Origin of the sequence: Agarivorans sp. JK6 (assembly GCF_045277145.1) — a bacterium.
In the GTDB taxonomy this organism is placed as follows: Bacteria; Pseudomonadota; Gammaproteobacteria; order Enterobacterales; family Celerinatantimonadaceae; genus Agarivorans; species Agarivorans albus.
On sequence record NZ_CP113525.1, the window covers coordinates 2138108 to 2157507 of the forward strand.

A 19400-nucleotide genomic window follows, 5' to 3' on the forward strand; every position below is an offset into this window, starting at 1 on the left:
TAGACAAAAGAGCTTATTCTGATTGGGTGATCTTGAGTCTATAACTTCATGGCTGTGTTTGGTAAGCGGCATGGATTTATATTTTTAGTGGGAATTTCCCATAGCTTGTTTCTTATCAAAATGAACACACTTACAAGGTTTCAAAGAGCCGAAAATTGCCAGTTAGCACTATTTTGTTAAATGAATCCTAGATAGTAATTTTGTTTCTGAAGCTTTAGAATTGGCCTGTTAGCAGAGTTCTGCATTATTTTTAACCAAGGAATCTTGAATGATCATTGCAAAAGACGACGTTGCCGTTTTTGAATACACTGTAACCGCTAATGGCGAACAACTTGATACTTCCGAAGGCAAAGAGCCTTTGGCAATTATTGTTGGCCATGGTCAGTTAGTACCTGGCTTAGAGCAAGCGCTAGTTGGCAAGCAGGTTGGCGACAAGTTTGATGCAGATATTGCTGCCGAAGATGCTTATGGCGAGCGTAACGATAACCTTGTTCAAGCTGTGCCAAAGAGTATGTTTGGTGATGTTGAAGTGGAAGTAGGCATGCAGTTTCGTGCTACTACCGACGAAGGTGAGCAATCAGTAATTATTATCGGCATGGAAGAAGACGAAGTCATTGTTGATGGCAACCACCCATTAGCCGGAATCGATTTGGCTTTCTCAATTGAAGTGACCGAAGTTCGTAAAGCGACTGAAGAAGAGTTAGCTCACGGCCATGTTCACGCTGCTGGTGGTTGTGGTCACCACCACTAAGCCTGCTAGAGTTGGTCTTCTATTGGTAGAAGACCAACTATCCAAGCTTGAAACTTGCGCCATCTGCTGGCTTTAGGCTCACTATCGTAGCGTATTTCAGCTTGCTCCCTAAATGTTTCTACCCACTCTAATTGCTGCTTGTCATCTAGCTCTAGCAAATAGCTTTTAAATGGCAGTTCGTCATGCACTGCGTTAAACACTAGGTATGCCAAATTGGGGCAGGTGAGTAACAAACCCATTTCTGTATTTAGATTGATAGAGCGAGGATCCCAATTAAAAGAGCCAATAAAGAGCTTTTCTTCATCAATTACAAAGACTTTGCTATGTAAACTTGCTCTAGATGCACCTTTACCAAAAAAGGCTAAGCGTTGTTTTTGCTTTGCATCTGGTTTTACTTCATAAAGAAATACATTCCCTTCTACCAAGCGTTTGCGATACTTTTTGTAACCAGAGTGAACGGCTGCGACATCGGTTGCTGCAAGCGAATTGGTAATCACACTTACGTCTATGCCTTTGTGGGCAAGTTCTATTAAGCCTGAGGTACCTTCTTCGCCGGGCACAAAATACGGAGAGCTAAGTAAAATACTTTGCTCTGACTGCTCAAGTACACTGGCTAAATTTGTAGATACGTCACTAGCAAAGTCGCCATCTTTATTGGGATGATCAACTAGTAGCCTGCCGTCACACCAATATAGATAATCGCGAAAGGTTTTATCTTCGATTAATTTTGCGTAACGCAAATGAGCAACTACAAAGGACTTAACACTGTTTTTAAAAATCTGTTGTTCTAAACGGCGATATTGAGCTTGTATATCTATTTGCTTGGTATTTAAGGATTCAATGGGGTAGCTTCGAATGTTATTCCAATAGAGATCAAAGGCTTGATTTACTTCATCGACTATCGGCCCTAATGCAATTGCATCGATATCAGAGAACTCTAGATCATCTTTAGCGCTAAAGTATTCATCGCCAATATTGCGTCCGCCTACTACGGTAATTAGGCCATCGATAGTTAGCGATTTATTGTGCATGCGGCTATTTAAACGCTCAAAGTCACCCACCATGTTGGTTGCTCTAAAGGTGCGGTCATAAAATGGGTTGAAGACCCTTACTTCGATATTGTCGTGCAAGGCCATGGCTTTGAGAACATCGTCGTAATTGGAGGTATTTATGTCGTCAATTAGCAGGCGAACCCTTACTCCTCGGTCAGCAGCCCCAATTAAGTTGCCGAGGAAAATGGCTCCCGTCATGTCTTCTTTAATCATGTAATACTGAGCATCAATGCTTAGTTGCGCTTCTTCAATTAACGCAATTCTAGCGGCAAAGGCACTTATGCCATCAGACAGAACCGCAATGCCATTTTTACCTGGTTGATATTGGGTAATTTGATTTACTTTGAATTGATTTTCGGACTCGACACCGGGCTTAATGGTGTAGCTCGGCTGCTTATATTGTTGAATTAGCTCGTCAGATGGGCGCTGGGCACAGGCAAAAAGCAGTTGGCTTACAAAAAATATTAAAAGTAGGTGAGCGCTAGGCCGCTGCAATTCCATATGCTTCTTCAATAAGTAACTCGCTAAATATTAAAAGAAATTTTAGGTTATTTGTGGTCATTTAGCTAGCGAGTTTACAGAGCTAGAGCGTGTAATTGTTAACTTGCTGTTAATCCGTTTCCTAGCAACTAAAATAACGTATATAATGTCGCGCTTGATTTTACGAGACCAATTTTTATGCAAACTGCGCCAACTCTATTTAAACCTGAAACTTGCGTGAATCGTCAGCGTGCTGCTGCGCCATTCTTACCTATGTCACGTAAGGAAATGAAAACCTTAGGTTGGGATAGCTGTGACATTATTTTGGTAACTGGTGACGCTTACGTTGATCACCCCAGCTTTGGCATGGCAGTTATTGGCCGTATGTTAGAGGCCAAAGGCTTTAGGGTTGGGATTATTGCTCAGCCAGAGTGGACCAGCAAAGATGCCTTTATGAAACTAGGCAAGCCCAATTTATTTTTTGGGGTAACTGCTGGCAACATGGATTCGATGATCAACCGCTACACGGCAGACAGAAAGCTACGTCATGACGATGCTTATACGCCAAATAATGAAGGGGGCAAACGCCCCGACCGCGCCGTAATTGTATACTCACAACGCTGTAAAGAAGCCTACAAAGATGTGCCTGTGGTACTTGGCGGAATAGAAGCAAGCTTACGCCGTATTGCCCACTATGATTACTGGTCTGATAAAGTGCGTCGTTCGGTACTGTTTGATGCAAAAGCAGAGCTGCTTATCTACGGGAATGCTGAGCGTCCTTTGGTAGAAGTCGCACACCGCCTTAGCCAAGGTGAGGCTATTAGCGAACTAAATGATGTTCGCGGAACGGCGATTATTCGTAAAGAAGCGTTGCCCGGCTGGAGTGGCTTAGATTCAAGCCATCTTGATAAGCCTGGAAAGATTGACCCTATTCCTAGCCCATATGCCGAAATAGAAGAAAGCTGTTCGACTAAAGAGACCGAGACAGTTGACCCCAAAGAAGCCGAGCAAGCTAAACCGATTGTTGTGCAATTGGAAAAGAAACGCCCTTGGGAAAACGTATATATTAATTTGCCAGCGTTTGAGCAAGTTAAAGTTAACCAAGTGCTTTACGCCCATGCTTCTCGGATTTTCCACTTAGAAACTAACCCAGGCTGTGCCCGAGCATTAGCTCAGCGCCATGGTGATAGAATTGTTTGGCTAAACCCACCTGCGTTGCCGTTAAGCACTGAAGATATGGATGGCGTGTTTGGTTTGCCTTACCAGCGTGTGCCGCACCCAAGTTATGGCAAAGCTAAGATCCCTGCCTACGACATGATTAAGTTTTCAATTAACATCATGCGTGGTTGTTATGGTGGTTGTACTTTCTGTTCAATTACCGAGCACGAAGGGCGAATTATTCAAAGCCGCTCAGAAGATTCCATCATCAACGAGATCGAGCAGATCAGAGATCAAGTTCCTGGATTTACAGGCGTTATTTCTGATTTAGGTGGCCCAACGGCCAATATGTATCGACTAAATTGTAAAAGCCCTAAAGCCGAAGAAACTTGTCGCCGCTTATCTTGTGTTTATCCGACTATTTGTCACCACATGGATACTGACCATACACCAACCATTGACTTGTATCGTAGGGCGCGAAAGGTGGAAGGGATCAAAAAGATTCTTATTGCTTCTGGTGTGCGTTACGACCTTGCCATTGAAGACCCTCGTTACGTTAAGGAACTCGCCTTACACCACGTTGGTGGTTACCTAAAAATTGCTCCAGAGCATACTGAGGAAGGCCCGTTATCTAAGATGATGAAACCGGGTATGGGCACTTATCATAAGTTTAAAGAGCTGTTTGATAAATACTCAAAAGAGGCCGGTAAAAAGCAATACTTGATCCCTTATTTTATCTCGGCGCATCCAGGCACTAAAGATGAAGACATGGTGACACTGGCATTGTGGTTGAAGAAGAATAAGTTTCGATTGGACCAAGTGCAGAACTTCTATCCATCGCCTTTAGCCAACGCAACGACTATGTATCACACCGAGCGAAATCCGCTGCATAAGGTTAGCCATACCAGTGAACGAGTATCGGTAGCCAAGAAAGGGCGTCAACGCCGCTTACATAAGGCCTTGCTTCGTTACCATGATGAGAAGAATTGGCCAATCATCCGCGAAGGCTTAACCAATATGGGCCTTACCAAGTTAATTGGTGGTGGCTTACACCATTTGGTGCCGGCAGACAGTAAGCGGGGAAGTCGTGGGGCAGGAAACCGCGGTTATAAAGGGGCGAAAAACAGTAATTTTGCAGCCACTCGATTCACTAACAAGCAATTTAAGCAAAAGCGTTAATAAAAAAGCGGCGTAAAGCCGCTTGTTTATATCATGTGTCTAACAACATCTAAGCTTACACACGCTACTAGTGCGTAAACTGCCCATCTAATTAATGAGTACTCATCGGCATTTAGATTGTTGACGGGCTTGAAGAAGATCCGCAGAGGATTGAACCAATCTTGATGGCGTTTAGCATGTAAAAACATCGCTCTTATCGCGAAGCTCATTGCCAGAATAAGGCAACTGGCTTCGCCCATCAGTAGCGTGTTATTCATGCGTTTACGCTATATGTTCAAGATACATCACGGTTAATTCAACTCGCGATTTAGCATTCAATTTACGAAGTAGACTTTTCACGTGAACTTTAACCGTACCTTCGGTAATTTTTAAAGTAGACGCTACTTCGCGGTTGCTGGCACCTTTGGCTATTTCGTTAAGCGTTTGTAATTCACGCTTGGTGACTGTTCCTAGTTTTTCAGCAAATTCGTCGGTTTCGTGCAAGCAGCTAAGGAAGGGGACAAGCTCTTCACTTAATACCTGTTTGCCTGCGGCTGCCTGTTTTAATTGCTCGTGCAGCTGCTCTGGTTCCATGTCTTTAAGCAAGTAACCGTCTGCACCTGCGTTAATAAGCTTAATAACGTCTTGTTTCGAATCTGATACGGTGAGGATAATGATGGTAGAGCTTACTTGTTTCTCGCGAAGTAGTTTTAATGTATCTAAACCTGATAATCCTTTCATGTTTAAATCTAATAGCACTACATCGGGTTCTAGCTCACTACAAAGCTCCACAGCTTGAGCACCACTGCCAGCTTCAGCAACTACGTTAAACTCAGGTTCAATGCTTAAAAACTGCACAATGCCTTTACGCATTAAAGGGTGGTCATCTACAACAAGAATGTTGATTGGGTCGCTCATAGCTTGCAGGATCCTTAATTACTCTTTCTAGGAAAGGTTAGTTTTACCGAAACACCACCGGACAACGATTGCTCAAAGCGAATATCTCCATCTAGTCGCTGAGCTCGTTCTTGCATTATCTGCAGTCCGTAATGGTCATTAACTTGTTTTAGTTTGCCACCCTGTAAGCCATTATCCGCTATTTCAACAGAAATAAGCTCAGAGTCACCAATACATTTAACCCAAATTTTATCACAGTCAGCATGTTTTAGAGCGTTTATGATCGCTTCTCGAACAATTTGTATTATGTGAATTTGCTTATCTGCTTCCACCATATCGTTGGATATATTGGTCTCAAGCTCTATGACTTGAGAGTGCTGGGTATTTAATTCGTCTACCAGTACTTGTAGTGATTCAACCAGTAGGGCGTTTTTAATGGTTAATCTGAAGGTGGATAGCAACTCTCGTAACTGGATGTAGGCGGCGCTTAATACTGATTGTATTTCTTCGCTAATTTCAAAGCTTTGTTGGCAATCACAAGGGCTTTGTTTAAGTTGCCTTTGCAACAGGCTAGTTTGAATTTTTAAGTAAGATAAAGACTGTGCTAAAGAGTCGTGTAACTCGCGAGCAATTGTAGCGCGCTCTTCCATCAACAACAGTTTTTGCTTTTGTAATAGGCTCTGTTCGAAACGCAGCACTTTAGTGATAGTGCGGCAGTAACTGGTAACAATGGCAGCTCTATCTTCCGGCACCATAGGCAGCTGCAGAGAGCCATATTGCTCTTGATTGAGCTGCAAGGATATTGGCTCTTCAAACTGTACATTTTGTTGGTGTAATTCAACCTCAATGTCCAATTTATCGATGTACAGCTTGGCGCCCTTAATACCTAAGGTTTCGCAGAGGAGCTTAAGTGATTGCTCAAGGTGTTCCTCATTTAAGGTGCTGTTAAATAGTGTTTGCTCTAGGTTGTACAAGAAGTTTAAATCGCGGTTAGCGCGGCGAAGCTCTTTGGTTTTGGCTTTAACTTGATTTTCAAGTGTTTGGTAAGAGTGCTCCAAGTCTTGTGACATAGACATAATGCCTTTTGCCAAGGTTTCCATTTCGATGCTGGCATAACGGGTTGGCACAGAGATTTTAAAGTCACCTTGTTGCACCTGCTTGGCTGCTTCTACTAATCGATAAATGGGCTTGGAAATATTCTTTTGAATGTACCAAAGCGTGTAAACGGCGATAAAAGTGATGATGGCGAAGGCAATTAATTGAAGCAGGGTTAGTGAGAATACTTTGGCTTCGGAGTTATATTGGGTTTCTGCTACAAATTCGTCGATTAGGTCGACAAATCCTACAATTTGGCGGTCAAATTCTTCAATGTTCTTTTCTATCACAAAGGGTTTTAGTTGTACCCAGCGTTGTTTAACTTTTTGGTAGCGCTGGTTGATTGCATCATCTTGCTCGGCGGCTTTAGTTAAAGCATCACTGTTTAACGAGGTTTCAAATTGTTGAATTTTACGTTCTACTTCTTTGTCGTAAACATTTAAAGCATGTGCCATTCGGTAACTTTGCATACGCAAAGAGCCGGCTATATTGATTGCTTCAGCATCATTTAGGCTGTTTACCAAGGTGGTCAACGAACCAATTGCTACCAAGGCAAAAAGAAACATCATCACACTTAACAAGCGGATTACCGCTGTGCCTATGGAGCGTTTGCCAAAAAAACGTTTCAAAAATAAGTCCTTTTAATTCAATAAAGTTAACCGACAAATATCACAAAGCCAGTGTAACCGTTTAAGAAAGCACTTAACAAATTAAGATTTATTGCTTAGCATTAAAGTATCACCGAAGTCTAAATCGACCTAAGTCACAATGATATGGCGTTTAGACCCTTAGCATCGACTAAGCAGGGTAGAGTGCAGAAATGGCTTTGCCTCCCGTATTTGGAAAGGTTGATTTATGTTATCGGATTCATTTTCCCGAAAATTTTTCTATTTGCGTTTGTCGCTTACCGACGAATGTAACTTCAAATGTAACTATTGCTTACCTGATGGTTATCATTGCGAAACGCCCCATAGTAATCTCAATTTATCTGAGATAGCCCAGCTTGCTAAATGCTTCGCTAAATTAGGCACAAACAAAATTCGTCTTACTGGCGGAGAACCAAGCCTTAGAAAAGATTTAGTTGAGATTATGGAAGTATGCGCAAATACTACGGGCATTCAGCAACTTGCGATGACTACCAACGGCTTTAAACTGGCGAATAACGCTAAGCGCTGGCGTGATGCCGGGCTTACTCATGTAAATGTGAGTGTTGATAGCTTAGATTCACGCCAGTTTGAGTTGATCACCGGTACCAAAACTTTCACTAAAGTAATGGCCGGAATTGATGCGGCACTAGAGCAAGACTTTACTGCGGTAAAACTCAATGCTGTGCTCATAAAGCAGATGGCTCAGCAAAACTTTCGAAAGTATTTGGAGTGGATTAAAGACCGCCCGGTTGAAGTCCGTTTCATTGAGTTAATGCAAATGGGTGATCAGCCCGATTATTTCCACAAACATCATGTTGCTGGCTCCGGATTTAAACAACTGCTACTCAACGAGGGTTGGGAGCAGCAAATTCGAGCTCATGACGCTGGGCCTGCTCAAGTCTTTCAGCACCCTGATTACGCAGGCAAAATCGGCCTTATCATGCCGTATTCTAAAGATTTTTGTGCTACCTGTAATCGCCTACGGGTTTCATCACAAGGCAAATTACATTTATGTTTGTTTGGTGAAGAGGGGGTAGAGCTCCGCGATTTGCTGCAAAACCCTTCTCAAATAGATGTATTAAGTAAGCGTATTGAAGACGCATTACAAACCAAAAAAGTTAGTCATTTCCTCCACGACGGTAATACCGGCGCTACTCCACATCTCGCATCAATAGGCGGATAAGTTTTAGTGCGTGATAGAAATCACGCACTATACTTGATCTAAATCAATCATTTGAGCAAACACCCCTTAAGGGGTATGTTTTTGATTGTTAATAAAATTTACGCTTAACCCCAAGAAATTTAGGGTGGTTTTACCAGTAATGTTAAAGCCTGATTTCGTAAGGAAAATTGATGTCTGTAGACCTGTCTAAACGTCGTATGTTTAGTACTAACAAAGCGCTTCGCAGTAAACAACATCACTCTCTACCTTGGTTACAACAGTCTATTGAAGCTGGCTGTACTCAATGTGGAGAATGCGTCAAAGCATGCCCTGAACAGATTATTGTTAAAGGTAATGGCGGTTTTCCAGCAGTTGATTTCACCAAAGGTGAGTGCACATTTTGTTACGACTGTGCAACGTCTTGCCCCGAGTCTTTGTTTCACCCGAAGCAGCAACCTGCTTGGTCTAATTCTGTTGACGTTAATGCCTCTAAGTGTCTGGCACAAAACGGTGTTTATTGCCGAACGTGTAGCGATACCTGTGAGCAAAGGGCCATTAGCATTAAGCCATTACTAGCGGGAAAAGCAGAGGTACAAATTAATTCTGAGCACTGCAACAGTTGCGGCGCTTGTATTTCAGTATGTCCAAGCCAAGCCATTGAGATAAAGGAAGTTGGATGAACGAAGAGTACCATATTAGTAGTGCGGTGGTGTTGTGCCAACCAGACCGTATTAAAGAAGTCATCGACCAAATTAGCGATCTGGAAGGACTAGAAGTACACGGTTTTAACCCCGAGGGGAAAATTGTTGTTTCTATAGAAAGCCAGACGCGCAATAACATAGTAACCACCCTAGAAGACATCGGAAAATTGGAAGCGGTACTAAGCAGCAACCTAGTATTTCACCAATTTGAATCAGCTAATGAGGAAGTATCATGAAATGGACTCGCCGACAGTTTGTTAAAGCGAATGCGGTAAGTGCCGCAGCCACCGTTGCTGGTATTAGTTTACCTGCAAGTGCCACCAACTTAATTACTTCGTCAGAAGAAACAAAAGTGAAATGGGATAAAGCTCCTTGTCGTTTTTGTGGCACTGGCTGTAGTGTTTTAGTTGGCTCTCAGAACGGCAAAGTTGTTGCCACACAAGGCGACCCCGAGTCTCCAGTAAACAAAGGCCTTAACTGTATTAAAGGCTACTTCCTTTCAAAAATCATGTACGGTAAAGATCGTTTAACCACGCCTTTATTGCGTATGAAAGATGGCAAGTTTGATAAAAATGGCGAGTTTGCTCCGGTTTCTTGGGATCAAGCCTTCGACATTATGGCGGAGAAGTGGAAAAAAGCACTTGCCGATAAAGGCCCTACTTCAGTAGGTATGTTTGGCTCTGGCCAATGGACCGTTTGGGAAGGTTACGCTGCAGCTAAACTACATAAAGCCGGCTTTTTAACTAACAACATCGACCCTAATGCGCGTCACTGTATGGCTTCGGCTGTTGGTGGTTTTATGCGCACCTTTGGTATTGATGAGCCTATGGGCTGTTACGATGATCTTGAAGCTGCAGATTCGTTTGTGCTTTGGGGCTCTAACATGGCAGAAATGCACCCAATTTTGTGGTCTCGCTTAACTGATCGCCGCTTGTCTGCGCCCCACGTTAAAGTTCACGTACTGTCTACCTTTGAACATCGCAGTTTTGAATTAGCCGATAACGGCATGGTGTTTACGCCACAAACCGATTTGGCAATTCTTAACTACATCGCGCATTACATAATCGAGAATGACAAAGTTAATTGGGACTTTGTAAACAAACATACTCACTTCAAACGCGGTGAAACAGATATTGGCTACGGACTACGTCCAGAGCATCCATTACAAAAAGCAGCGGCTAACCCTGATTCAGGCAAAATGACCGATATGAGTTTCGACGAATATCGCGAATTTTTGAAAGACTACAATGTAGAAGCAGTGGCGAAGCTTTCTGGTGTACCTGCTGAGAAATTGGAAGCGCTAGCGAAAGATTATGCCGACCCAAATGTTAAAGTCACTTCGTACTGGACCATGGGCTTTAACCAACATACCCGTGGGGTATGGGCAAATAACTCGGTGTACAACATTCACTTGTTAACCGGCAAAATCTCAGAGCCTGGCAACAGCCCATTCTCGCTAACGGGTCAGCCATCTGCATGTGGTACAGCCCGTGAAGTGGGTACTTTCTCGCATCGCTTGCCAGCAGATATGGTCGTAGCCAATCCTAAACACCGCAAAATAGCAGAAGACATTTGGAAGCTACCAGAAGGAACCATTCCGCCTAAGCCTGGTTACCACGCTGTATTGCAGAACCGTATGCTTAAAGACGGCAAGTTGAACGCTTACTGGGTTATGTGTAATAACAACATGCAAGCCGCGCCAAATATAAATGAAGAGGGTTTGCCTGGTTACCGCAATCCTGAAAACTTTATCGTGGTATCGGACCCTTACCCAACAGTTACTGCCCAAGCAGCCGATCTTATTTTACCAACAGCAATGTGGGTTGAGAAAGAAGGTGCCTATGGTAACGCTGAACGTCGCACGCAGTTCTGGCATCAGCAAGTGTCTGCGCCGGGTGAAGCGAGATCAGACTTATGGCAATTGGTTGAATTTTCTAAGCGCTTTAAGGTTGAAGAAGTATGGCCTGCAGAGTTACTAGCTAAGAAACCTGAATATAAAGGCAAAACCTTATACGACATTTTGTTCCGTAACGGCGTAGTTGATCAATTCCCTGTTGAACAAGTAAACGCAGAGCTTAATGACGAAGCAAAAGATTTTGGTTTCTACGTTCAAAAAGGCTTATTTGAAGAATACGCTGAGTTTGGTCGCGATCACGGACACGATCTAGCACCATTTGATACTTACCATGAAGTACGTGGTTTACGCTGGCCTGTGGTTAATGGCGAAGAAACACGTTGGCGCTTCCGCGAAGGCTCTGACCCTTATGTAAAAGCTGGCGAAGAGGTTAACTTTTACGGTAAACCAGATGGTAAGGCACTAATTATTGCTACGCCTTACGAGCCTGCGGCTGAGTTTCCAGATGAAGAATACGATCTGTGGTTAAGCACTGGTCGCGTATTAGAACATTGGCACTCTGGTTCTATGACGCGTCGAGTTCCAGAGCTATATCGAGCGTTCCCTGATGCGGTATTGTTTATTCATCCAGAAGATGCAAAACAACGTGGTTTTAAACGTGGTGATGAAGTGATGATTCAATCACGCCGCGGTGAAGTTAAATCACGAATTGAAACTCGTGGCCGTAACCGTCCACCTAAGGGTTTAGTGTACATGCCTTGGTTTGATGCCAAGCAGCTCACCAACAAATTGACCCTAGACGCAACAGACCCGCTTTCTAAAGAAACCGACTTTAAGAAGTGTGCTGTTAAGTTAGCTAAGGTTTAACTCTATTAAAAGCATTGAAAGCCCCTCGCTTTCAATGCTTCGCTAAAAAATATTTGCCAAGGTGGCGGAGAGAGTATTATGAAAATGCGAGTTTTATTATCTGGTCTATTAAGCAGTTTACTGCTTTGCGGAGTAGTAGTCGCAAATGACTACGTAAGTAATGGTGGTGTAACTTCACTGCGGGGCGACACCGAGCTAAATACCCAAAACTCAGCAGCTGGCTTAAAGTCAGTGGTTGAACAAGACAAACCCTATGATGCCGATTATGTGTTTCAACCACCGTTGATCCCACACCAGATTCGTCATTACGAGATGAGCCTAAACGCTAATAAGTGTTTATCTTGTCATAGCTGGAAAAATGCCCGTGAAAGTGGTGCTACCAAAATTAGTGTAACTCACTATGAAGCACGCGACGGGCAAGTATTGGCGGATGTGTCTCCTCGCCGTTACTTCTGTTTGCAATGCCACGTGCCTCAAAATGAAGCGGCCCCGTTGATTGAAAACGAATACGAACGCGTAGAGTCGTTACGCTAAGCATTAGTTTAACCAGAGGCTAAATTATGAAGTTATTGAAGGCATTTTGGCGCAAACTCAGTACTCCCAGCAAAGCTGCTGTGGGTGTTGTATTGGCGCTTGGTTTTACCGGCGGTATTTTATTCTGGGGTGCGTTTAACACCGGTATGGAAGCAACTAATACCGAAGCGTTCTGTTCTGGTTGTCACGCGCCAATCGTAGCAGAGATACAAGAAACTATTCACTATTCAAACCGTTCAGGTGTGCGTGCTATTTGTTCAGATTGCCACGTTCCACATAACTGGACCGACAAAATTGTACGCAAGGTTCAGGCAAGTAAAGAGCTGGTAGCCTTTGCTATGGGTACCATTAACACTCAAGAAAAATTTGAAGAGCGCCGTAAATATTTAGCAGAGCGCGAATGGCATCGTATGAGCCAAAATGATTCTCAAGAGTGTAGAAATTGTCACGAGTTTGAATTTATGGATTTCTCAGAGCAGCGTCCTCGCAGTGTTGCACAACACTCAGATGCGTTAGCTAGCGGGGAAAAGACCTGTGTTGATTGTCACAAAGGCATTGCTCACCGGTTACCGGATATGAGTGGTGTTGAAGGCTGGTAGTAAAATAAGGAAAACACATGAGTACTTTGGAATCAGTTTTTTGGCATGTTTTGGGCTATGCAGCCATGCCAACCATTTTTGTAATGGGATTCATTGGTGTAGCAGTGGTTTCTTTAGCGGTTTTGTCCAAATGGGATAAAGACCAATAAGTTAGCACGATAAATCTTTTCATCTAAACGCTTAGTAGGCATTATTAGCCTACTAAGTCGTTCAAGCTTGTAATCAAATGCAATCAAATCCCCTCATAAAGTTAACAGGAGTTGTTCTCGCTGGCGGTAAATCTCAGAGAATGGGAAGCGATAAAGCAGCGCTAGAGTGGCAGGGGAGTAGTTTACTTAAATCTAGGCTTAGCTTGCTTGAAGAGACATTAAAAAACGAATGTTATGTGAGCGGCAACTATCCTGAGTTTCGTCATATCGAAGATTCTAGTGAATCGAAAGGACCATTGTCCGGCATACTTTCATGCCTTCAAACCCTTAACCAACAGTTTTGCCTGTTCATCCCTGTTGATATGCCCCTACTCAATATGCAAGTTCTTGATGTGATTATAAATCAACACCAAACTGAACCTGGTAATTACTATTTCTCAAATAGTGTTTTCCCTATAATTGTTGAAGCTAATGCCAAGAACCTGTCCCGTTTAACTGATGTTCTGTCTTTGCCAGTGGCTAAGCAAAGGTCAATAAAAGCTTTTTTAAACCTTATTCAAGCCACTGAAATTAAAATACCAAAAGAATTAGCACCTGCAATGGTAAATACCAATACTCCCGAGCAGTGGCAAAATATACAAGATAAAGTTGGAGAATCATAATGAGCCATCTGGCCAACGATACGCAAACCTTCTTAAACATCGCGGTATTAACCGTTTCCGATACACGTAATGAAGATACTGATACTTCAGGACGTTATTTGGCCGAAGCTCTTACAGAAGCCGGCCACAAACTGGCTGATAAACAAATTGTTATTGACGATGTTTATCAAATTAGAGCCACATTAAGTAATTGGATTGCTGACTCGTCAATAGACTGTGTTATTTCTACCGGAGGCACCGGTTTTACCGCACGAGATAATACTCCAGAAGCGGTAAGTGTATTATTTGATAAAGACATTGAAGGTTTTGGAGAATTGTTCCGCCATATTTCTTATACCGAAATTGGAACGTCTACGGTGCAAAGTCGCGCATTAGGCGGGTTTGCCAATAAAACAGTGATCTTTTGTGTTCCTGGCTCAACCAACGCCTGTAAAACTGCATGGCAGAAAATTTTGTTGGAGCAACTAAATAGCACCCACAAACCCTGTAATTTTGTGCCTCATATAGGCCAAAAATAATGAGTGAATTTACTCATATTAATGCTTCTGGTGAAGCTATTATGGTGGACGTCTCAGAAAAGACCGAGACTAGTCGTGTCGCTAAAGCGCAGGCTTTGGTGCAAGTTAATCAGCAAACCGTAGATAGCTTGTTAAATGGAGAACAGCACAAGGGCGACGTGTTTGCATGTGCTCGTATAGCTGGAATTCAAGCGGCTAAAAAAACATCCGAGTTGATTCCTCTATGCCATCCCTTAATGTTAAGTAAGGTCACCGTTGATTTAAGCTTAGATGAAAAAACAGGCATTATTACGGTAGTAAGCACCGCTAAACTAAAAGGCCAAACCGGTGTAGAGATGGAAGCGTTAACCGCTGCTAGCGTAGCTGCGCTAACCATTTATGATATGTGTAAAGCGATTCAAAAAGACATCATAATTAAAGATGTAAAGCTACTAGAAAAGCATGGCGGAAAATCAGGTTCGTTTAGCGCCGAATAATCAGGATGTTTTAATGAAAATTAAAGTACTATTTTTCGCTCGTTTAAAAGAGCAGTTAGGCGAAAGCTCGATAAGTGTCGAGCTAGTAGAAGGTAGCGATACTAATACCTTAAAGGAAACGCTGCTTGCTAGAGGTGAGCAATGGTTGGCCTTAAATGATGAGGCGATTTTGATGGCAGTTAACCAAAACCATCTTAGCCAAGTCGCAATCCTAAACAATGGTGACGAAGTTGCATTTTTCCCCCCTGTTACAGGTGGTTAGATGATTAAAGTACAGCTAGAAGATTTTGATGTTGGAGAGGAATACCAACGTTTGCGAGAGCGAGCCAGTGCTGGCGCTATCGTATTTTTTGTCGGTCTAGTTAGAGATATGAACCTAGATCAACAGGTTAAGGGGCTTCAGCTGGAGCATTATCCAGGTATGACCGAGTTGCAGCTGGAGGAAATTGTCGCTGAAGCAAAAACGCGCTGGCCAATCCAAGACGCAAGTATTGTTCATAGGGTTGGGAATTTAGATGTCAGTGATCAAATCGTTTTTGTTGGGGTAAATAGCGCTCATAGGGAAGCATCCTTTGAAGCCTGCCATTTCATAATGGATTACCTTAAAACTAAGGCTACCTTTTGGAAAAAAGAGCGCACTTTAGGCGGTGAAATATGGCTTGATGCTCGCGAGTCAGATCTTAAAGCGAAAGATAAATGGTAGCCCGTTTAGCTTGTATAGTTGCTGTTTTTGTTAGCTCAATTGCTCTCGCCAAGCCCGTTACCATTGCCGTGGCTGCAAATTTTAAACAAACCTTAGATCTATTGGCGGAAGACTTTAAATCCCAACATACTGAATTCAACTACCGAATATCTAGCGCTTCTACCGGGATTTTGTATAACCAAATAAGTCACGGTGCCCCCTTCGATTTATTCTTCTCGGCTGATGACATTCGGCCAAAACAGCTGGTAGAAGAAGGAAAAGCACGCCGGCAAATGGCCTATGCGTATGGCCAGCTGGTATTTTGGGCTCCAAACTTTTTGGATAAAAATGGCGATAAGGTAACAGATAGCAGTTTATGGGAAAACTGGGAACAGATGTACGCCTACGCAAACCCAAAACTAGCACCATATGGTTTGGCAGCCGAGCAGTTAGCTAAACAGAAAAATAATGATGCCAAAATAGTGTTAGCGAATAATGTATCTCAAGTGTTTCAGTTTATCTCTACTGGTAATGTCGCTGCAGGCTTTGTAGCTCGCTCAATTCAAACTGATTTTAATGGGTCTTATTGGTTGGTACCGCAAGATTTACATAAGGGCGTTGCTCAGCATGTTGCGTTGCTTAGCGATGAATCTCAAGCTATTGAATTTTATAACTACTTGTTAAGCGAGAACGCACAAACTATTATCACTGAAAATGGATATTTGTTACCCAAAATATGAGCGATGCTGAATACCAAGCCATTATCCTTTCTGTAAAACTTGCAACGATTAGTTGCTTAATCTTATTGCTACTAGGCACTCCTTTAGCTTGGTGGTTAGCGCGCAGTCACTCTAAGTTAAAGCACATTGTTGAAGCTGTGGTCGCATTACCCATTGTTCTACCTCCTACAGTGTTGGGTTTCTATTTGCTGATTGGTTTTGCACCTAATAGTTTTTTGGGGCAATGGTGGCAGGCTATAACTGGTAGCCAATTGGCCTTTAGCTTTTCGGGGCTGGTATTTGCCTCATGTTTGTATTCCTTACCTTTTGTCGTTCAACCCATTCAAAGTGCTTTTAAACAAATTGAACCTGGCGTATTAGATGCCGCAAAAGTGCTCAGAATGCCTAGGTGGAAACAGTTGTTGTCTGTGGAGTTACCACTGGCAAAAAGTGGCTTTATTGTTGCAATGGTATTGGGGTTTGCGCACACCTTAGGAGAGTTTGGGGTGGTGTTGATGATCGGGGGCAATATTCCTGGAGAAACCCAAGTGATTGCGATTGCGTTATTCGACCACGTAGAGAGTCTTAATTTTGCCGCTGCCCACCGTTTAGCGTTGGTGTTATTGGGTATTTCATTTTTCGCTTTATTGCTTACTTATGGCGTGACCGGAGCTAAGAAACGGGCAGGGAGTGTGGGTGTTAAGTTTTAATCTACATTATCAAAGAGACGATTTTGAGTTAAGTGTAAAGGGCTGCTCTCTACCTTTGCTTACCGGTGTGTTTGGACCGTCCGGAATTGGTAAAACCAGCTTGTTGCGCTTACTCGCTGGATTAGAGCACCCTCAAACTGGTGATATTAAATACTTAGAGCAAGTATGGTTTGATAGCAATAGCTGTTTAGCCTCATATCAACGACCCTTAGCCTTTGTAACTCAAGGAAGTTTTCTTTTTCCTCACTTAACGGTGGCTAAAAACATCAAATTGTCACAAAGGGTGAGTGCCAGTGATTTAGCATATCTAGTTGAGAGTTTTGGTGTTAAAAACCTTCTTAATAAAAATGCCCAGCAGCTTTCGGGTGGTCAAGCCCAGCGAGTCGCGCTGGTAAGAGCGCTAGCAACCAAACCCAAAGTATTACTGTTAGATGAAGCGTTCTCAGCTTTAGATCGAAAAACTGCTACCAATTTGCTGAAAATATTAAAGAAGTGGCTAAAGCAACATCGCATCTGCAGCTTGCTTATTTCTCATAATCCAGAAGATTTAGTGTTTTTTAGTGATAAGGTGCTGTTAATGGAAGACAGCCAAACACTTACGCTTGGAAATAGTCTTGAGTTGATTAACCAATATAACGGTAAGGCTAAACAAGCCATAGTGTTAAGTGTAGAACGTAGTGAGCGTTTGGCAGATGAGGGTTGGCGTTGGTTTAAGCTGGGCGAGCAATACATCTTAGCTGAGAGCCCAGAGGTGCTAGATGAAGGTGTTCACTTAGTGAGTATTTCACCAAGTAACATTGTGTTGTCGAAACAATTTGTAGAAAGCTGTAGTGCTCAAAATCAGTGGCAAGCCGAAGTATTATCGGTTAATTCTTTGGAAGGTACCTATTATGTTGAAGTGAGTTTAGAAGGCGTGGCTTTTAAAGTGCCTATCTCTCCGCAAGCGCAACAGGCTTTGGCATTAAAAATGGGAGAGCAGATATTTTTAATGCACAAAGCGGTTAAGCTACATAATCAATTCTAACTAAAGAATTGGCTCCGCAAACATTTCTATAGTCACCATTTCACCGGCGCTTACACGGCCTCTATCTTGTTCAAGTACTACGAAACAGTTAGCCTCAGTTAAGCTGGTGAAAATGGCGCTACCTTGAGCACCGGTCGATTTTACTTCTAGTTGGCCGCTGGCACTGATACTTGCAAATCCACGTTGATAGTCTGTTCTACCTGGTGACTTTTTGAAATCTTGTAAAGACTTTGCCGGTATTGCTAGCGGCTCTTTGTAGTCCCATCCACACGCTTTTGCTATTACTAGCATTGCCAGTTTGTAGAACGTTACATAAGCCGAAACTGGGTTGCCAGGCAGGCCAATAAAGTATGAATTTGGCAGATTACCGTAGGCAAACGGTTTACCGGGCTTAATCGCTAGTTTCCAAAAATTTATGTCGCCAATTTCATCTAAAACCATTTTAGTATAATCGGCTTCGCCTACTGATACCCCACCGCTGCAAATTACTATGTCAGCAACTTGGTCTGCTTTTATAAAGGCTTCAGTAACAAGCTGTTTATCGTCAGCAATAACGCCTAAATCTATTACTTCAACAGGTAACTTTGCGAGTAGGGCGCGAATAGCAAAACGATTACTATCGTATATTTGACCATGCTTTAGTGGGTTGCCAGGTTGAATTAGTTCGTCACCGCTAGAAAACAATGCCACTTTTAGTAAGCTTTGAACTGATATTTCGTTAATGCCCAGGGTGGCGAGTAAACCTATGTGGCTTGAATTTAAACGGGTCTTCGCTGGGATAACAACTTGTCCTTGTTTAACATCTTCACCTTTTAGGCGAACATTTTTGCCTTTGTTGATTGGCTGCTTAAATATGATCTGTTGTTCATCGTCTACGTTAATTTCAGTGTTTTCTTGCATTTCTACAGCATCACAGCCGGGAGGCAGTGGTGCGCCGGTCATAATTCTTACGCAATGACCAGGTTCTAAGGCTAGTTGCTGCGTATCTCCAGCAAACACTTTGTGACTAAGTGGAAGAGTTTTATTGTTAGGTAGTTGTTCTGCACAAATAGCGTAACCATCCATCGCGCTATTATCGAAGGGAGGAATGTTAATAGGCGACACAATGTCTTCTGCTAATACTCTACCTAGCGCATCTTCTAAACTCACGGTCTGTATTTGGGTTTTTAGGCTAGCGCTATCGCTTAATAAAGACCTTGCTTGTTTAATGGGCATTAGACCTGGTTGGCTACAGCAATCCATGTATCTTCCTATAGGGTAATGAGTTTGAATATAGTTGAAGATTATCGCATTTATATGGGTGTTTATCAGTGATTCTTGGCAATTTATAAAGCAGCAAAACTTTCTTTAATCTCGTTGAAGTTTGTATAGTTTTGTCAGCAAGTTGGCACAATGTTGGTGATTAAGTTTGTATCACTGGTTTAATTTTAGTTTTTGTGCTGCAAGCCTTGCTTTGTAAGGCTGAAATAAGGAGCTTGTTTTCACCAACAATGCTTTTAACTTA

General features: G+C 42.7%; 22 protein-coding genes and 1 riboswitch. Of the genes, 17 read left to right on the forward strand and 5 right to left on the reverse strand.

All coding sequences use genetic code 11. From position 1 onward, the window contains the following. Positions 1-268 precede the first annotated feature (268 nt). On the forward strand, positions 269-751 hold the full coding sequence (locus tag OV592_RS09955; protein WP_016401824.1) for a peptidylprolyl isomerase: 483 nt from the start codon (positions 269-271) through the stop codon (positions 749-751). 5 nt (positions 752-756) lie between these two features. On the opposite strand, the gene OV592_RS09960 is transcribed toward OV592_RS09955, so the two are convergent. Beyond that, positions 757-2316 (reverse strand): phospholipase D family protein, encoded by a 1560-nt coding sequence (locus OV592_RS09960; RefSeq protein ID WP_406611275.1) that lies wholly within the window; start codon positions 2314-2316, stop codon positions 757-759. 165 nt (positions 2317-2481) lie between these two features. Here OV592_RS09960 and OV592_RS09965 point away from each other — a divergent pair, with 165 nt between their 5' ends. Next, positions 2482-4620: a YgiQ family radical SAM protein gene (locus OV592_RS09965; protein WP_406611276.1), complete on the forward strand. Its 2139-nt coding sequence runs from the start codon at positions 2482-2484 to the stop codon at positions 4618-4620. 26 nt (positions 4621-4646) lie between these two features. Here the strand turns inward: OV592_RS09965 and OV592_RS09970 are convergent, their stop codons facing one another. From OV592_RS09970 to OV592_RS09980, 3 genes are read right to left on the reverse strand one after another with little or no spacing between them, the layout of a single operon-like run. Beyond that, on the reverse strand, positions 4647-4877 hold the full coding sequence (locus OV592_RS09970; RefSeq protein WP_040307174.1) for a hypothetical protein: 231 nt from the start codon (positions 4875-4877) through the stop codon (positions 4647-4649). Positions 4878-4881: 4 nt separating this feature from the next. After that, on the reverse strand, positions 4882-5517 hold the full coding sequence (gene narL, locus OV592_RS09975) for a two-component system response regulator NarL (RefSeq protein ID WP_016401821.1): 636 nt from the start codon (positions 5515-5517) through the stop codon (positions 4882-4884). A 14-nt stretch (positions 5518-5531) separates the two neighbouring features. Beyond that, positions 5532-7220 (reverse strand): type IV pili methyl-accepting chemotaxis transducer N-terminal domain-containing protein, encoded by a 1689-nt coding sequence (locus OV592_RS09980; RefSeq protein ID WP_406611277.1) that lies wholly within the window; start codon positions 7218-7220, stop codon positions 5532-5534. A gap of 98 nt (positions 7221-7318) precedes the next feature. Then, positions 7319-7457: riboswitch (molybdenum cofactor riboswitch) on the forward strand. Here OV592_RS09980 and moaA point away from each other — a divergent pair. The 15 genes from moaA to OV592_RS10055 all read left to right on the forward strand — a co-directional run bounded on the left by moaA (position 7447) and on the right by OV592_RS10055 (position 17896). Next, on the forward strand, positions 7447-8421 hold the full coding sequence (moaA, locus tag OV592_RS09985) for a GTP 3',8-cyclase MoaA (RefSeq protein ID WP_406611278.1): 975 nt from the start codon (positions 7447-7449) through the stop codon (positions 8419-8421). Its footprint overlaps the riboswitch before it by 11 nt. Before the next feature lie 170 nt (positions 8422-8591). Next, on the forward strand, positions 8592-9080 hold the full coding sequence (gene napF / locus OV592_RS09990; protein ID WP_016401818.1) for a ferredoxin-type protein NapF: 489 nt from the start codon (positions 8592-8594) through the stop codon (positions 9078-9080). After that, a complete protein-coding gene (locus OV592_RS09995; protein ID WP_016401817.1) occupies positions 9077-9337 on the forward strand; it encodes a chaperone NapD in 261 nt (86 codons plus the stop codon). Before napF ends, OV592_RS09995 begins: the two co-directional genes overlap by 4 nt. After that, positions 9334-11823 (forward strand): periplasmic nitrate reductase subunit alpha, encoded by a 2490-nt coding sequence (gene napA / locus OV592_RS10000; protein WP_406611279.1) that lies wholly within the window; start codon positions 9334-9336, stop codon positions 11821-11823. The genes OV592_RS09995 and napA overlap by 4 nt, the downstream gene beginning before the upstream one ends. An 84-nt stretch (positions 11824-11907) precedes the next feature. Further along, a complete protein-coding gene (locus tag OV592_RS10005) occupies positions 11908-12357 on the forward strand; it encodes a nitrate reductase cytochrome c-type subunit (RefSeq protein WP_406611424.1) in 450 nt (149 codons plus the stop codon). Between the two features lie 26 nt (positions 12358-12383). Beyond that, positions 12384-12956 (forward strand): NapC/NirT family cytochrome c, encoded by a 573-nt coding sequence (locus OV592_RS10010; RefSeq protein WP_016401814.1) that lies wholly within the window; start codon positions 12384-12386, stop codon positions 12954-12956. 17 nt (positions 12957-12973) lie between these two features. Next, positions 12974-13105, forward strand: coding sequence for a TIGR02808 family protein (locus OV592_RS10015; RefSeq protein ID WP_016401813.1), 132 nt, complete (start codon positions 12974-12976; stop codon positions 13103-13105). A 77-nt stretch (positions 13106-13182) separates the two neighbouring features. Beyond that, complete coding sequence (locus OV592_RS10020) at positions 13183-13767, forward strand: molybdenum cofactor guanylyltransferase (RefSeq protein WP_406611280.1); 585 nt, start codon at positions 13183-13185, stop codon at positions 13765-13767. Then, positions 13767-14285, forward strand: a complete 519-nt coding sequence (gene moaB / locus OV592_RS10025; RefSeq protein WP_406611281.1) for a molybdenum cofactor biosynthesis protein B — start codon at positions 13767-13769, stop codon at positions 14283-14285. The genes OV592_RS10020 and moaB overlap by 1 nt, the downstream gene beginning before the upstream one ends. Next, positions 14282-14761, forward strand: coding sequence for a cyclic pyranopterin monophosphate synthase MoaC (moaC, locus tag OV592_RS10030; protein ID WP_406611425.1), 480 nt, complete (start codon positions 14282-14284; stop codon positions 14759-14761). Before moaB ends, moaC begins: the two co-directional genes overlap by 4 nt. Before the next feature lie 13 nt (positions 14762-14774). Continuing rightward, entirely contained in the window at positions 14775-15023 is a 249-nt protein-coding gene (moaD, locus tag OV592_RS10035) for a molybdopterin converting factor subunit 1 (protein ID WP_406611282.1), read from the forward strand. Continuing rightward, a complete protein-coding gene (gene moaE / locus OV592_RS10040; protein WP_406611283.1) occupies positions 15024-15464 on the forward strand; it encodes a molybdopterin synthase catalytic subunit MoaE in 441 nt (146 codons plus the stop codon). Next, positions 15458-16183 (forward strand): molybdate ABC transporter substrate-binding protein, encoded by a 726-nt coding sequence (gene modA / locus OV592_RS10045; protein WP_406611284.1) that lies wholly within the window; start codon positions 15458-15460, stop codon positions 16181-16183. The genes moaE and modA overlap by 7 nt, the downstream gene beginning before the upstream one ends. After that, positions 16180-16872: a molybdate ABC transporter permease subunit gene (gene modB / locus OV592_RS10050; RefSeq protein WP_406611285.1), complete on the forward strand. Its 693-nt coding sequence runs from the start codon at positions 16180-16182 to the stop codon at positions 16870-16872. The genes modA and modB overlap by 4 nt, the downstream gene beginning before the upstream one ends. Continuing rightward, positions 16859-17896: an ATP-binding cassette domain-containing protein gene (locus OV592_RS10055; protein WP_406611286.1), complete on the forward strand. Its 1038-nt coding sequence runs from the start codon at positions 16859-16861 to the stop codon at positions 17894-17896. The genes modB and OV592_RS10055 overlap by 14 nt, the downstream gene beginning before the upstream one ends. Here the strand turns inward: OV592_RS10055 and moeA are convergent, their stop codons facing one another. Further along, a complete protein-coding gene (moeA, locus tag OV592_RS10060; protein WP_406611287.1) occupies positions 17897-19138 on the reverse strand; it encodes a molybdopterin molybdotransferase MoeA in 1242 nt (413 codons plus the stop codon). Between the last annotated feature and the right edge of the window lie 262 nt (positions 19139-19400).

Excerpts from the sequence above, each read along its gene's own strand:
- OV592_RS10005 (WP_406611424.1), top strand. The coding sequence starts at position 11,908 with ATGCGAGTTTTATTATCTGGTCTATTAAGCAGTTTACTGCTTTGCGGA.
- moaA (WP_406611278.1), top strand. The coding sequence starts at position 7,447 with ATGTTATCGGATTCATTTTCCCGAAAATTTTTCTATTTGCGTTTGTCG.
- OV592_RS09965 (WP_406611276.1), top strand. The coding sequence starts at position 2,482 with ATGCAAACTGCGCCAACTCTATTTAAACCTGAAACTTGCGTGAATCGT.
- moeA (WP_406611287.1), bottom strand. The coding sequence starts at position 19,138 with ATGGATTGCTGTAGCCAACCAGGTCTAATGCCCATTAAACAAGCAAGG.
- moaB (WP_406611281.1), top strand. The coding sequence starts at position 13,767 with ATGAGCCATCTGGCCAACGATACGCAAACCTTCTTAAACATCGCGGTA.
- modA (WP_406611284.1), top strand. The coding sequence starts at position 15,458 with ATGGTAGCCCGTTTAGCTTGTATAGTTGCTGTTTTTGTTAGCTCAATT.
- OV592_RS10015 (WP_016401813.1), top strand. The coding sequence starts at position 12,974 with ATGAGTACTTTGGAATCAGTTTTTTGGCATGTTTTGGGCTATGCAGCC.
- narL (WP_016401821.1), bottom strand. The coding sequence starts at position 5,517 with ATGAGCGACCCAATCAACATTCTTGTTGTAGATGACCACCCTTTAATG.
- modB (WP_406611285.1), top strand. The coding sequence starts at position 16,180 with ATGAGCGATGCTGAATACCAAGCCATTATCCTTTCTGTAAAACTTGCA.
- napF (WP_016401818.1), top strand. The coding sequence starts at position 8,592 with ATGTCTGTAGACCTGTCTAAACGTCGTATGTTTAGTACTAACAAAGCG.
- OV592_RS09995 (WP_016401817.1), top strand. The coding sequence starts at position 9,077 with ATGAACGAAGAGTACCATATTAGTAGTGCGGTGGTGTTGTGCCAACCA.
- OV592_RS10010 (WP_016401814.1), top strand. The coding sequence starts at position 12,384 with ATGAAGTTATTGAAGGCATTTTGGCGCAAACTCAGTACTCCCAGCAAA.
- napA (WP_406611279.1), top strand. The coding sequence starts at position 9,334 with ATGAAATGGACTCGCCGACAGTTTGTTAAAGCGAATGCGGTAAGTGCC.
- OV592_RS10020 (WP_406611280.1), top strand. The coding sequence starts at position 13,183 with ATGCAATCAAATCCCCTCATAAAGTTAACAGGAGTTGTTCTCGCTGGC.
- OV592_RS09970 (WP_040307174.1), bottom strand. The coding sequence starts at position 4,877 with ATGAATAACACGCTACTGATGGGCGAAGCCAGTTGCCTTATTCTGGCA.
- moaD (WP_406611282.1), top strand. The coding sequence starts at position 14,775 with ATGAAAATTAAAGTACTATTTTTCGCTCGTTTAAAAGAGCAGTTAGGC.
- OV592_RS09955 (WP_016401824.1), top strand. The coding sequence starts at position 269 with ATGATCATTGCAAAAGACGACGTTGCCGTTTTTGAATACACTGTAACC.
- moaE (WP_406611283.1), top strand. The coding sequence starts at position 15,024 with ATGATTAAAGTACAGCTAGAAGATTTTGATGTTGGAGAGGAATACCAA.